Source organism: Halotalea alkalilenta DSM 17697, assembly GCF_000621205.1.
GTDB classification, from domain to species: Bacteria; Pseudomonadota; Gammaproteobacteria; order Pseudomonadales; family Halomonadaceae; genus Halotalea; species Halotalea alkalilenta.
This window is the reverse complement of record NZ_JHYY01000014.1, coordinates 22,508-36,054: the sequence shown is the minus strand read 5'-3', so window position 1 is coordinate 36,054 and position 13,547 is coordinate 22,508. Positions and strand designations below refer to the sequence as shown.

Here is a 13,547-nt window from a genome sequence, read left to right as displayed (position 1 = left end):
GTCGCGGTATCAGTCGCCGGTGTCGTAGGGGGAGCCCGCGAAGGGGATCAGCACGCCGTCGTGCCAAGCGGTGAGCAGGTAGTGTTCGGGCAGCAGCGCGTCCTGCCGCTCGGGGTCGCTGGCATCGAAGGCCGGTCGGTAGGAGGCGATCAGGCCGTCGCGATTGACTTCGTAGAGCGCCTGGCGCACGGCTTCCCAGTCGTAGCTGCCGGCGATCTCGATCGCATCGGCGAGGATGTGGACGGCGTCATAGGCATTGGCGATTCCCGACCCGGCGCGAATCTCCCGGGGGTCGTCGATGCCATAGTCGGCCTTGAGCCTGGCGAGCACGGATTCACCCAGCTCGCTCTGCTGGCCCATGAATGAGTAGGTCTGCATCACCCGCACGCCGTTGGCGAGCGGTCCCGCCAGCTCGCCGAGGTTGCCGCTGATGCCCCAGGCACCGATCATCGTCGGCATGTAGCCGACCCTGTCCATCGAGCGCAGCAGCTGGTTGCCCTCGCGATCGAGTGCCCAGACGATGACCACCTCCGCGCCGGCGTCGCGCGCACGCATCACCTGCGGGGTCATGTCCTGATCGTTCCAGTTGAAGGTCTCGGCGGCGACCAGCGCCACGCCCGCCTCGCTCATCGCGGCATTGACATCGGGCAGTGCGCCGTTGCCCCAGCCGGTGTTTTCGTAGAAGAAGGCGATCTTGCCCGTCGGCGAGACTTTCAGCGCTTCTTCGACCAGGAAGCGGGCAACCCACTTGTCCTTGGCCGAGACGCGGAACATGAAGTTGGGATCCCGGCCGTTCTCGACCACCGAGGTATTGGCCGCCCACACGCCGATATAGGGAATGCCGATCGCATGCACCGGCTCGACCTGGGCCACCGCTGCGGTCGAATGATAGCCACCGAGGATCGCGATGCAGTTGTCCGCGAGCGCGATGCGGCGGGTATTGTCGACCGCACGCGGCGGCGCGCCGGCGTCGTCGTATTGGATCAGGCGCAGTTCTTCGCCGAGTACACCGCCTTGTTGATTGATCTCCTCGATGGCGATTTCGGCACCGGTTCGAATCGCCTGACCGCTGAAGGCCGCGGGACCGGTGATCGCGGCCGAATTACCGATGCAGGGCTGCTGCGCGTCAGTGGCGGCGAGACTCGGCGAAGACAATAGAAGAGTGGCCACGGCAAAAGAAGAGCCGTATATCAGCTGCGATGTCTTGTTTGTAATAATATTCATCGGGGTTCTCTGGTGTTTTATTTATGATTGTTGGAAGTCGATACTGGACCAGATATATGCCCCCATCTAAACGGGATTAAATAAAAAGCGCAAAGACGAGTTTTGGATATTGTCTATAGGTTAATCCTATGTCTTTTTTTTCGGGCCCGTTCAAGCGCCTGGCCGGCGGGGTCGCGACGCCCGCTGGGTGGCGAGCGGTGAACGGCTCAGGTGCGCTTAGTGTTGTCCGGGTTGCTCAGCCGCGCCTGCCATTTTCCCGCCTCGACCAGGCTCGCCATCACGTCCGCCATGGTCTGGGCCACGGCCTGGCTGCCGCGCACGTTGAGGGTGAGTTTCGACACCACCACCGATAGGCGCCAGGAGGGCGTCGGATCGACGATCGGAATCGCGATCATCACTCCGCGCTCGATCTCTTCCGAGAAAGCGAACGACGGCATGATCGCCATGTATCGCGATTCGCAGACCATCTTCACGGTAGCGGGGAGGCTGTCGCAATCCAGGGCCTTGAACGAGACGTCGTGCCGGGCGGCGAACTGCTTCATCACCGTGTTCATCATGTTGGGGCGCCCGGGCAGAACGATCGGCAGTTCGAAAACGTCCCTGAAGGGAATCGACGCGAGATGGCTCAATGGCGCATCGGGACGCATGAACAGCATGAAGTCCTCGGTCAGCATTTCGGTCCAGCTGACGTGTTCATAGGCTTTGTGATTGTAGAGCAAGGCGACGTCGAGTCGGCCGGCCTGGATGAGATCGTCGAGATAGGCCGTCATCGCCTCGACGATATGCAGCTTTATATTCGGATAACGTTTGTTCAGTGTCTCGAAGAGTGGAAACGAAAGCCCCCGGCACGCCGATGTAGGCAGCCCCACCGAGACACGCCCGGCGGGGTTGGCCGACTTCTCCCAGATCACGTCCTTGGTGTGTTCGACCTCCTGTACGATGCGTTGGGCGCGGGTATAGAACTCCTTGCCGAGCTCGGTGAGGGTGACGCCGCGCGCGTGCCGTGCGAGCAGCGCCACGCCGAGCTCTTCTTCGAGGTTCTTGATCTGCTGGCTGAGGGAGGGCTGGGCGACGTGCAGGATCTCCGACGCGCGGGAGAAGTTGCCGCTGTCGGCGATCTGGATGAAGTACTTCATCTGCTTGATATCCATCTCGACCTCTTGCGCTATGTCTCGTTGCGGGACTCGAGGACGATGCGCGCCAGCACGCAATGGGTGCCGCCAACGACTTTTGGTGCCGAGTGGCGCGATGGCCGGCAGTATCGTTCGCGGCGAGGCTTGAAGCAGGAGTGGCGGCCCCCGGAGAAGAGCACCCGAGGATATCAGCTTTCTTTGCCCGGCCCGGTAAGTGAACTGAAGCCCACCGGGCCGCAGCGCGTCAGTAGCCGGCGTTCGCGTCGACGCTGGGCGGGGCCTCGCCGCGCTCGAAGGCGTGGATGGTGTCGATCAGCTGTCGCGCCGCCTCCTCGACCGGGGTCGGGGCGGCGGCGTGGGGCGTGATCAAGAGCTTCGGGTGCCGCCAGAGCGGCGACTCGGGCGGCAGCGGCTCGGCCGGGAATACGTCGAGCGCTGCGCCGCGCAGGTGGCCAGCATCGAGCAGCTCGACCAGTTCGTCCAGCACCACCGCGGTGCCGCGCCCCGGGTTGATCAGCACCGCGCCCTGGGGCAGGCGGGAGAGGGTGTCGCGGTTCAAAAGACCCCGGGTGGCGGGGGTCGAGGGCAGGATGTTGACCAGTACGCGGCTGCGCGCGAGCAGCTGATCGAAGCCTTCGTCGCCATGCAGGCATTCGACGCCCTCCAGGCGCTTCGGGCTGCGGCTGTGGGCGCGCACCGGGAAGCCGTGCCGGGCGAGCCCTTGGGCGACCTGGGCGCCGATCGCACCGAGCCCGAGCACGCCGACCGGCCAGGCGGCGCGGGACTGGGGCAGGTGCAGCTGCCAGCGCGCCTCGCGGCTTTGTCGCGCATAGCGATCGAAGTCGCGGGAGAAGTGCAGCAGCGCATAGAGCACGTAGTCGAGCATCAACGGGGCCATGCCGGCATCGCGCAGCTTGACCACCGGTACGGCCTTGGGCAACGCGGGGCTGTCGAGCAGCGCGTCGACCCCGGCACCGAGGTTGAGGATCGCCTTGAGCGACGGGCCTTGGGCCGCGAGCAGCGCCTCGGGGGGGCGGAACACCGCCAGGTAGTCGGCGGGCGCCGCGCCGGCACTTTCGTAGGTCAGTACCTCTGCATCCGGGAAGGCCGCCTGGAGCAGGCGTTGGTAGGCTTGTGCGTCGGCGTCGTGGATCACTATCCGCATCGGTTGTTCTTCTAGGCTATGCAAGGGGACACGGGCCAGGGGCGCCGCGGGAGCCCCAAAGATGGCCGGCGCGCGATGCGTGCGTCAAGTCTGGCGAAGGCTTTGACCTCATCGAGAGGCTGGGTGCAGACTCGAGTGAGGGACACCTCGCGAGGCGCTCCCCACAACGATAATTTTCCGGCCGAGCGAGTAGCGCGTTGAACACGACTTTTTCCTCTCTGCCTTTTGAGCGCCGGGAATACCAGGGCCGACTGGCCAAGGTGCGCGCCTCGATGGCGCAGGCGGGGCTCGATCTCTTGATCGTATCCGACCCTTCCAACATGGCCTGGCTGACCGGCTACGATGGCTGGTCGTTCTACGTCCATCAATGCGTGCTGGTCGGGCTCTCGGGCGAGCCTGTGTGGTACGGGCGACGGATGGATGCCAACGGTGCCCTGCGCACCTGCTGGATGGACCCGGCGCAGAGCATCACCTGGTACCCGGACCACTACGTGCAGAATCCCGACATGCATCCGATGGAGTACCTGGCCCAGTCGATCCTTCCCGAGCGTGGCTGGCACCAGGGCACCATTGGTGTGGAGATGGACAACTACTACTTCTCCGCCAAGGCGTTTTTGAGCCTGACCCGCGAGCTGCCCAAGGCGCGTATCGAGGACGCCAACGGGCTGGTCAACTGGTGCCGGGCGATCAAGTCCGAGACCGAGATCCAATACATGCGCCGCGCCGCTGCCCTGGTCCAGCACATGCACTCGGTGATCCTCGACATGATCGAGCCGGGGCTGCCCAAGAGCCGGCTGGTCGGCGAGATCTACAAAGCGGGCATCGGCGGCGCGGGCGAGCACGGTGGCGACTATCCGGCGATCGTGCCGCTGCTGCCGACCGGCCGTGATGCGGCGGCGCCGCACCTGACCTGGAGCGACGCCCCGTTCGTCAAGGGCGAGGGGACGTTCTTCGAGATCGCCGGCTGCTACAAGCGCTATCACACGCCGATGTCACGCACCGTGTTCCTCGGCCGCCCGCCGGAGGCGTTCATTCGCGCCGAGGCGGCGCTGGTCGAGGGCATCGAGCGCGGGCTCGAGGCGGCCAAGCCGGGCAACCGCTGTTGCGACATCGCCATGGCGCTTGGCGCGGCGATGGACAAGTACGGGTTCGACCGCGGCGGCTCGCGCTGCGGCTATCCGATCGGGATCAGCTATCCGCCCGACTGGGGCGAGCGGACCATGAGCCTGCGGCCCTCGGACGAGACCGTGCTCGAACCGGGCATGACCTTCCACTTCATGCCCGGGATGTGGATGGACGACTGGGGGCTCGAGATCACCGAGCCGATCCTGATCACCGAGCACGGCGCTGAGCCGTTCGGTAGCTTTCCGCGCCAGCTGTTCGTCAAGTGAACGGCCGGGCGTTTTCGATCAACGACCAAGGAGATGGCATGCGAGCCAGTCCGATCTCTACCAGCGTCGATTTCGACGCCGATGGCGTCCAGCATGGCTTTCTCAATCTGCCGATATCGGTCGATGAGTCCGCCTGGGGGGCGGTGATGGTGCCGATCACCGTGGTCAAGAACGGTGAAGGGCCGACCGCGCTGCTTACCGGTGGCAACCATGGTGACGAGTACGAGGGAATCCTCGCGCTGACCAAGCTGGCGCAGCGCCTCGATGCCGCCCAGGTGCGCGGCCGGGTGATCATCGCGCCGATGATGAACACCCCCGCGGTGTCGGTGGGGCGGCGCACCTCGCCTTTGGATCGCGGCAACATGAATCGCAGCTTCCCGGGCGACCCCAGCGGCGGCCCGACCGCGCAGATCGCCGATTACTTCAACCGCGTGCTGGTGCCGATGTGCGACTACGCCCTCGACCTGCACTCCGGCGGACGCACGCTGGACATCATTCCCTTCGCCGCGGCGCACCGGCTCGATGACCATGGGCAGGAGGCGCGCTGCCTGGCGGGGGCGCTTTCGTTCGGCGCGCCTTACGTGGTGATGATGCATGAGCTCGACGCCGTCTCGCTCTACGACACCGCGGTGGAGCGCCAGGGCAAGACCTTCGTCACCACCGAGCTCGGCGGCGGCGGCACCGCGACCCCGGCGAGCCTCGAGCTCACCGAGCGCGGGGTGCGCAACTTCCTGATCCACAGCGGCAATCTCGAAGGCGAGTATCGCCATCCCGGCCGCCAGACCTATCTCGAAATGCCCGATGCTTCCTGCTACGTGCAAAGCGAGCACAGCGGCATCCTCGAGCTCACCTGCGCCCTCGGTGGCGAGGTGCGTAAAGGGGAGCTGGTCGCACGGGTGTACGACCCGAGCCGTACCGGGGCAGCGCCTGCCTGCTACTACGCCGGCCGCGATGGCGTGGTGCTGGCGCGTCGCTTTCCCGCGCTGACCGCGATGGGCGACACCATCGTGGTGATCGCCGAGCGGGTCGATCGTCTCGAGCGTGGCTGAATGCGCCTCGATCGCTTCGACCTGCGCATCCTCGAGATCCTCTCCCGCGAGGGGAGGATCACCAAATCGAAACTGGCCGAGCGGATAAACCTCTCGGTCAGCCCCTGCTGGGAGCGGGTCAAGCGTCTCGAGCGGGCCGGAGTGATCGAAGGCTATGGCGCGCGTATAGCCGGTAGTGTGCTGGTGCGGCGCACCCCGGTGTGGATGCAGGTCGAGCTCGGCTCCCACGCGCTGGAAGCGTTCGAGCGCTTCGAACGCGCGATGCGCGACTGCCCAGAGGTCACCGAATGCGTCGCGGTGGGCGGCGGCGTCGACTACCTGGTCAAGGTCGAAGCCCGCGACATCGACCAGTACCAGCGCCTGATCGACAGCTGGCTGACCAGCGGGCTGGGCATCAGCCGCTACTACACTTACATCGTCACCAAGACGGTCAAGCGCGAATCGCCGCCGCTAGTGTTCGAAGAACAGTAGTGGCGCAGTTCGATCCGAACGGATGGGGTTGCGGGGCAGACCTTGGCGCCAACTTCCCACCCGTTCGTCCCGAGCGGCGGTGATGAGGCCGTGGTTCGACACGGGCCTCCATGATGTCTTGCGAGATTGGCCCAAGTCGGCGAAGGCCCGGCTCACCACGAACGGATGGATACACCCGTTCGTCCCGAGCGGCGCCGATACGCGCCAAGACCGGATACCGGCTCGGCAGTGAAGGGCGCCAGTCGAGGGATCGGGCGGCGGCGGTGAGGCCGTGGTTCGACACGGGCCTCCATGATGTCTTGCGAGATTGGTCCAAGTCGGCGAAGGCCCGGCTCATCACGAACGGACGGATACATCCGTTCGTCCCGAGCGGCGCCTGTACGCGTCAAGTTCGAACACTGGCTCGGCATTGGGGGCGCCAGTCGAGGGATCGAGCGGCGGTGATGAGGTCGTGGTTCGATTCGGCTCGTTCCTCGCCGGCTATCCGAGCATCCTGAGTAAGCGAAGCGCATCGAAGGACACGAACGGGATCGCCAACCCCAACCCGTTCGTCCCGAGCGGCGCCCGCACGCGCTGAGGCCAAGCACCGGCTCGGTAGTAACGGGCGTCAGTCGAGGGATCGAGCGGTGACGATGAGGCCGTGGTTCGACTCGGCTCGTCCCCGGCGGCTTTCCATGAACCGGCCCGCAGTATCGCGAGGAAGATGGGGCTCGCTACGAACGCAGTCGCGTAGGAGCCTCTGGGTCGAGCACCTCCACCTCGACGTTGGTGTCGGCAACGAACGGGGTCAGAAGCTCAGGATCCCGTGCGGTGGTGATCAGCGTCCAGCTTCTGTTCAGCAGTGACCAGTATTGCTGCCGGTCGCGTCCGAGCTTGCTGGCATCGGCGAGCACGAACACCTGGGCGGCCTGACGGATCATCAGTTCCTTCAAGTAGGCTTGTTCCGCGCTCGCCTCGCAGAGCCCGCGCCCGGCGACCACGCCGTCGGCGCTGACGAACGCCTTGTCCGCGCTGAGCCGTTCGAGCATGGTGATCGAAGCAGGCCCCACTGTGGACATGCTGCCCACCCGCAGGTCACCGCCGAGCACGCTGACTCGCCCTTCGGGTAGCTCGCGCAGCAGCGGCAGGGCGAGGAGATTGTTGGTGATCACATGCAGTCCGCGCCGTTCGGGCAAAAGCTTGGCCAGCGCGGCGGTGGAAGTGCCGCCGTCCAGCAACAGGGTGTCGTGATCATCGATACGCGCCAGTGCGGCACGAGCAATGTGCGCCTTCTCCGAGGAGAACTGCTGGCTGCGCTGCTCCAATGACTGTTCCGGCTCACGGGTGCCTATGTGGGTCGCTCCTCCATAGGTGCGCAGGATCAAGCCTTCCTGCGCCAGTGCGGTGAGGTCGCGCCGCACCGTGGCCTCGGATACGCCGAGGTGGGCACAGAGCGACTCGACGTTGGTTTTGCCACTGTGGACCAGTTCTAGAATCGATTGGCGACGCTTGGCGACTTTCATTGCCGGCCCCGTGAGAATGAACGACCCACTTTAGCCCAATTCTTTTCGTTGGGTCATCGATGGAGGCCTCGCCGAGTCTTCGATGAGCCGCGTACCATTGCATCGATGGTGTAGAGATCAGCCTCCTGTCTGTGCCTGCGCGGTTTTCCACACATGTGTCCAGCCTGGGACCAAGTGCGCGGCGCGCTCGACCGCCAGCACCAGGCTGCCTTCGCGGGCGATGCCCTTGCCCGCGATATCGAAGGCGGTGCCGTGGTCGACCGATACCCGCACCACGGGCAGGCCTACGGTGATGTTCACGCCGTCGTCGCCATAGACCGACTTGAACGGTGCATGCCCCTGGTCGTGGTAGCAGGCGATCACGAACTTCCACTTGCCGCGTACGGCCTGGGGGAAGAGCGCATCGGCCGGGATCGGGCCTGCGGCCAGGATGCCCTCCGCATTGGCCTCGGCCACCGCCACGGCGAGGATGTCGGCATCCTCGTTGCCGAAGAGCCCATTCTCCCCCGCATGCGGATTGAGTCCGGCGACGGCCACGGGCGCGTCGGCGCGATCCAAGGCCCTGGCGAAGGAGCCTGCCAGGCGCAGCACGGCGCGCATGCGGGCAGGGGTCACGTCCTCGATGGCCTGGCGCAGTGAGACGTGCGTGGTCGCATGGAAGATGTAGAGATCGCCGGCCGACAGCACCAGCGAGAAGGTCTTCACCCCGAACTCGTGGGCCAGCAGCTCGGTGTGGCCGGGCCACTTGTGGCCGGCGGCGTGCATGGCGGCCTTGTTCAGAGGCGCGGTGACGACGCCGTCGATTTCACCCGCTCGCGCCAGCGCGCAGGCGGTGGTGACGAAACGCACCGAGCCGTCGCCGGCTGCGGGGTCGATCTGGCCCGGCTTCACCTCGGCCAGCGAGGGGCCAGCCTGCAGGACCTCGATGGTGCCGGGCGCGTTGGTGGCGTCGGCGGGTTTCTCGATGCGACGTACCAGCGCGGGGTCGCCCCCCAGGCGGGAGACGGTCGCCTTCATCACGTCTACGTCGCCGATCACCGTCAGCCGCGCTTTCTGGCGCAGTGCCTCATGGTTCATCAATAGCTTGGCGGTGATTTCCGGGCCGATGCCGGCGACGTCGCCCAGGGTGATGGCGAGTCGTGGAAGGCGGTCGGGGGCTTGCGTCATCATTTGAATCTCCGGTTACGGATCGCGCGTACCGCGCGTACCAATATGTCCTCGCTGCCGAAGCCGCCGGCCTTGGTCACGACAGGCAGGCCCGCGGCCGAGCCGCCGGTCATCTTGCCCAGCGGCACGCCGCCCATCACTTCGTCGACCAGGGCGATGCCGCTGGCCCCCAGTGCCAAAAGGGTCTGGCGCGCGCCGTCACCGCCCGTCGCGACCACCCCTGCGGCGCCGGTCTGCATCACCAGGCGTGCGGCCAGCGCTCCCAGGCGCTCGGCGACGGTGTCGGCATCCAGGTCGTCGTGGCACCCGTCGGGGGCCAGTACCAGCAAGGTCTCGATGCGCGCGGGCGATTGGGCCAGTTCCGCGACCAGCGGCGCGGTCCAAGCTTCCCAGCGGCCGAGCTCGGCCAGCTGCTCGAGCGTCGGCATCCACACCGTGGCGCCGTCGGCACGCAGCGCCCGGGCCTGAGCGCGGGCGGCACTGTGCTGCGAGGTGACGACCACGATCACCGGGGAGCGCTGGTCGGCATCGGCCCATACGCGGGCGAGCGGCGCGGCGAGCCCGCCCGCGCCTACGGGCACTACGCGCTCGCCCAGTTCAGCGATGGCGCGCGCCAGATGCTCGAGCTCCTCGTCATTGCGCGCATCGACCACCACGACAGGCCCTGCCTGTACGATGCGTGCGGCGAGCGCCTGCGCCGATTCGCCCGCCTCGGGCACCACATGGCCGCAGCCCAGCAGGGTAGGGATGTGGCTCTCAGTGACGGGTGTCACCGGATCCGTGGCCGCGGAGGTCTCGGTCACGGGTCGGCCCTCGACGGTGAGCACTCCCGCCTCGACCGTACGGCCCGTGGCCGGAAAGGCCGGGCAGACCACGGCGATGGCATCGTCGCGCCAGGCAAGGCGTGCGGCTTCGATCTCCGCCTTGAAGGCGCCGCGCAGGGTGGAGTCGACCTTCTTGTAAAGGCGTGTCACCCCCGCCGCGCGCAGGCGTACCACGTTGTCCCGCACCGTGCGCGCCGCCTCGGCATCGCAGAGGGCTCGGCTTTGCGTGGTGACGGCCAGCACCTCGACGCCATCGGCGTCCACAGCGGTGCTCAATGCTTCTCGGGCGCCCTCCACCGACAAGCGGGTGGTCCAGCCCGCGTGCACGAACTGCACCGCGGTATCGCTCGCGCCGGTCAGGTCGTCGGCGACGATGGCAATGATGGGTTTCAAAGTTCGGACTCCAGCTTCAGCAGGGGATCGTCGGCTTCCGTCACCGGCTTGAGTTCACCCGCACGCTTGAGGAAGTACGACGCGATGATCGGCGCCATGATCGAGCTGATCAGTACGCAAGCGGCCACCTGTGCGGTCGCCGTGCCGACGTACTGCTGGAAGGTGGGGTCGGCGGCGGCCACCACGGCCGGAGTGGCGATGGCGTTGCCGGCGGTCGTGCCCGCGGCGAAGCCCAGGCCGCTCTTGCCGCCGCGGCGCAGGATGAAGCGGTAACCCAGGTACACCAGGCTGCCGGTGATGGGGCTGATGATGAAGCCCAGGACCAGGCCGCTGACCCCTCCGCTGATGACCGAGCCCAGGTCGATGGCGGTGCCCAGGGCGAAAGCGAAGAATGGGATGACGATGTTCGGCACCGGTTTGAGCACCTCGCGCCATCTGGGGTCGAGGTTGCCGGCCAGCACGCCGAGCAGGAAAGGTATCAGTGCGGCCACCAGCGCTATCAGCGGGATATCGGCCAGGCCCGACGCACCGAGGAACAGCAGGCTGAAGAAGGGGCCGTCGTTGATGGCGCTGGCGACGTAGGCGCCGCGGTCGCGGGCATCGCCGTACTGGCCGGTATAGGCCAGCCACAGGCCGCCATTGCTGTTGTCGAAGGCGGCCAGCATGGCCAGGATCGAGATACCCAGGACGCCGTCGAGTCCGACGTAGGCGCCCAGCAGCACGATCAGCGTGGCCGGGACGATGGTCTTCATCAGTAAGATGGTGCCGGCGGTGGCCAGGATCGGCCCGCCGGTGCGGGTGTTGACCTGCGTGCCGGTCGCGAAGATCAGCAGGGCGATCAACGGCATCGCGCTGTCCTTGAAAAGCGCCGTCGTGAAGCCACCGATTTCCAGCGTGCCGGGTGCGAAAGTGGCCAGCAGCGAGCCCAGGATCAGCGGCACCAGCATCAGGCCGCCAGGGATTTTCTGCATGGTGCCGAACAATGGCGAGCGGGAGGTAGCGTCAGTCGTCACAATCGGATTCTCCAGGAGGATGCTGCTGAAACGGCCCAGGCTGGATGCGGCCGCGCTGTCAGCGGGGAGGCAGGCTGCGGTTACGGCGTCGCGGCTTTGCGCCGCTCCCGGGCGAAGGGCGTGACGAGCGCGGGGTCGATGCCAGTGGATTGCATGATCAGCCTCTTTTTGATCGATGTGATCATTACTCTGTTTTTTATGATTGAATTGATCAATGTATCCATTGGTATTGATTCAATCGGTCATTTTTGCGATCGAGCCCTGCCCGGCCGCTGTCGCGGGCTTTGGATGAGCCGGGCTCGAACGCGCTAAGACCAATGAATGCCGTCGCGGCGATGGATGCCGATTCAAGGGCTCGCTCAAATTGAGTGCGCAAAGCCTTTCTGGTAATCTGAGCCCCCATCCAGGCCCGCCATGTCGAACCTCCCCGTTCCATTCGTGCGGGCTTTCGGGTCGGAAGCTTCCGATCCGCGCCGAATCAGCTTTCGCAACGCCTCGTTCCTCCACCCCCTCGCCGCGTGCGCCTCGCTGCGAAGGGAATAGACCTATGGGTTCTCCATGACGCGATACATCTTCGTGACCGGTGGTGTGGTGTCCTCGCTCGGCAAGGGCATCGCCGCCGCCTCGCTGGCGGCCATCCTCGAAGCCCGTGGCCTCAAGGTCACGATCTTGAAGCTCGATCCCTACATCAACGTCGATCCTGGGACGATGAGCCCGTTCCAGCACGGCGAGGTGTTCGTCACCGAAGACGGCGCGGAGACCGATCTGGATCTCGGCCATTACGAGCGCTTCATTCGCTCCAAGGTGAGCCAGCGCAACAACTTCACCACCGGCCGGGTCTACGAGCACGTGCTGCGCAAAGAGCGCCGTGGCGACTATCTCGGCGGCACCGTGCAGGTGATTCCGCACATCACCGATGAGATCAAGCGCCGGGTGGTGGCCGGTGGCGAGGGCTTCGACGTCGCCCTGGTCGAGATCGGCGGTACCGTGGGCGACATCGAGTCGCTGCCGTTTCTCGAGTCGATCCGCCAGATGCGCGCCGAGCTCGGTGGGTCGAGGGCGCTCTTCATCCATCTCACCCTGGTCCCCTACATCAAGACCGCGGGCGAGACCAAGACCAAGCCGACCCAGCACAGCGTCAAGGAGCTGCGCTCCATCGGTATCCAGCCGGACATCCTGCTGTGCCGCAGCGAGGTCGAGATCGAGGAGAGCGAGTGCCGCAAGATCGCGCTGTTCACCAACGTCGAGGAGCGGGCGGTGATTCCGCTGGTCGATGCCGACACCATCTACCGCATCCCGCTGATGCTGCATGAGAAAGGTCTCGATGAGATCGTCTGCGACAAGCTCAAGCTCGAGGCGGCGCCGGCAGATCTCACCGAGTGGGTCCATGTGCTCGATGCCAAGCTCAATCCGCTGAAGACCATCAACATCGCGATGGTCGGCAAGTACATGGAGCTGCTCGATGCCTACAAGTCGCTCAACGAGGCGCTGATCCACGCCGGTATCCAGACCCGGGTGAAGGTCAACATCGACTACATCGACTCGGAAGAGATCGAGCGCGTCGGCGTCGAACGCCTCGAAGGCAAGGATGCGATCCTGGTGCCGGGCGGCTTCGGCTCGCGCGGGGTCGAGGGCAAGATCGCCACCGCCCGCTATGCGCGCGAAAACAAGATTCCGTATCTCGGTATCTGCCTCGGCATGCAGGTCGCGGTGATCGAGTACGCCCGCCACGTAGTGGGCTGGGAAGATGCCACTTCGACCGAATGGACCTTCGATACCAAGCATCCGGTGGTGGGCCTGATCACCGAATGGATCACGCCGGAGGGCAATATCGAGACCCGTAGCCAGGATTCGGATCTCGGCGGCACCATGCGCCTCGGCGCCCAGACCTGCCGGCTCAGCAAGGGTTCGAAGGCGCGCGAGGTCTACGGCGCGGACGAGATCGTCGAGCGCCACCGCCATCGCTACGAGATCAACGACCAGTTCGTCGCCGAACTCGAGCAGGCCGGGCTCACCTTCTCCGGCAGGAGCGTCGACAACTCGCTGGTCGAGATGGTCGAGCTCAAGGACCACCCGTGGTACCTGGCCTGCCAGTTCCACCCCGAGTTCACCTCGACGCCGCGCGATGGCCATCCGCTGTTCACTGGCTTCGTCAATGCGGCACTCGCCCACCGTGCCGCTCGCCAGGCGCGCCAGACCGTGCGGGAGGAGTGAG

Annotated in this window: 11 protein-coding genes; 4 read left to right on the top strand and 7 right to left on the bottom strand. The window is 65.7% G+C overall.

The window, feature by feature from the left end; genetic code table 11:
• Positions 1-9: 9 nt before the first annotated feature.
• The 3 genes from Q376_RS0101250 to Q376_RS0101240 all read right to left on the bottom strand — a co-directional run bounded on the left by Q376_RS0101250 (position 10) and on the right by Q376_RS0101240 (position 3,522).
• A complete protein-coding gene (locus Q376_RS0101250) occupies positions 10-1,155 on the bottom strand; it encodes an ABC transporter substrate-binding protein (protein ID WP_211266582.1) in 1,146 nt (381 codons plus the stop codon).
• Positions 1,156-1,430: 275 nt separating this feature from the next.
• Positions 1,431-2,375: a LysR family transcriptional regulator gene (locus Q376_RS0101245; RefSeq protein WP_027348756.1), complete on the bottom strand. Its 945-nt coding sequence runs from the start codon at positions 2,373-2,375 to the stop codon at positions 1,431-1,433.
• Between the two features lie 226 nt (positions 2,376-2,601).
• A complete protein-coding gene (locus Q376_RS0101240) occupies positions 2,602-3,522 on the bottom strand; it encodes a 2-hydroxyacid dehydrogenase (protein ID WP_027348755.1) in 921 nt (306 codons plus the stop codon).
• A gap of 197 nt (positions 3,523-3,719) precedes the next feature.
• Here Q376_RS0101240 and doeA point away from each other — a divergent pair, with 197 nt between their 5' ends.
• From doeA to Q376_RS0101225, 3 genes are read left to right on the top strand one after another with little or no spacing between them, the layout of a single operon-like run.
• Positions 3,720-4,913 carry an ectoine hydrolase DoeA gene (gene doeA, locus Q376_RS0101235; protein ID WP_027348754.1) on the top strand — a complete coding sequence of 398 codons (1,194 nt, stop codon included), beginning with the start codon at positions 3,720-3,722 and terminating at the stop codon, positions 4,911-4,913.
• Positions 4,914-4,951: 38 nt separating this feature from the next.
• Complete coding sequence (gene doeB / locus Q376_RS0101230; protein WP_081803333.1) at positions 4,952-5,962, top strand: N(2)-acetyl-L-2,4-diaminobutanoate deacetylase DoeB; 1,011 nt, start codon at positions 4,952-4,954, stop codon at positions 5,960-5,962.
• Positions 5,963-6,433: an Lrp/AsnC family transcriptional regulator gene (locus Q376_RS0101225; RefSeq protein WP_027348752.1), complete on the top strand. Its 471-nt coding sequence runs from the start codon at positions 5,963-5,965 to the stop codon at positions 6,431-6,433.
• A gap of 713 nt (positions 6,434-7,146) precedes the next feature.
• On the opposite strand, the gene Q376_RS0101215 is transcribed toward Q376_RS0101225, so the two are convergent.
• From Q376_RS0101215 to Q376_RS0101200, 4 genes are all read right to left on the bottom strand, one after another.
• Positions 7,147-7,935, bottom strand: coding sequence for a DeoR/GlpR family DNA-binding transcription regulator (locus Q376_RS0101215; protein WP_027348751.1), 789 nt, complete (start codon positions 7,933-7,935; stop codon positions 7,147-7,149).
• 117 nt (positions 7,936-8,052) lie between these two features.
• Positions 8,053-9,105, bottom strand: coding sequence for a 4-hydroxythreonine-4-phosphate dehydrogenase PdxA (pdxA, locus tag Q376_RS0101210; RefSeq protein ID WP_211266581.1), 1,053 nt, complete (start codon positions 9,103-9,105; stop codon positions 8,053-8,055).
• On the bottom strand, positions 9,102-10,319 hold the full coding sequence (locus Q376_RS0101205; RefSeq protein WP_027348749.1) for a four-carbon acid sugar kinase family protein: 1,218 nt from the start codon (positions 10,317-10,319) through the stop codon (positions 9,102-9,104). The genes pdxA and Q376_RS0101205 overlap by 4 nt, the downstream gene beginning before the upstream one ends.
• On the bottom strand, positions 10,316-11,290 hold the full coding sequence (locus Q376_RS0101200; RefSeq protein WP_081803346.1) for a 2-keto-3-deoxygluconate permease: 975 nt from the start codon (positions 11,288-11,290) through the stop codon (positions 10,316-10,318). Before Q376_RS0101200 ends, Q376_RS0101205 begins: the two co-directional genes overlap by 4 nt.
• A 600-nt stretch (positions 11,291-11,890) precedes the next feature.
• Here Q376_RS0101200 and Q376_RS0101190 point away from each other — a divergent pair.
• Entirely contained in the window at positions 11,891-13,546 is a 1,656-nt protein-coding gene (locus Q376_RS0101190; protein WP_027348747.1) for a CTP synthase, read from the top strand.
• Position 13,547 lies beyond the last annotated feature (1 nt).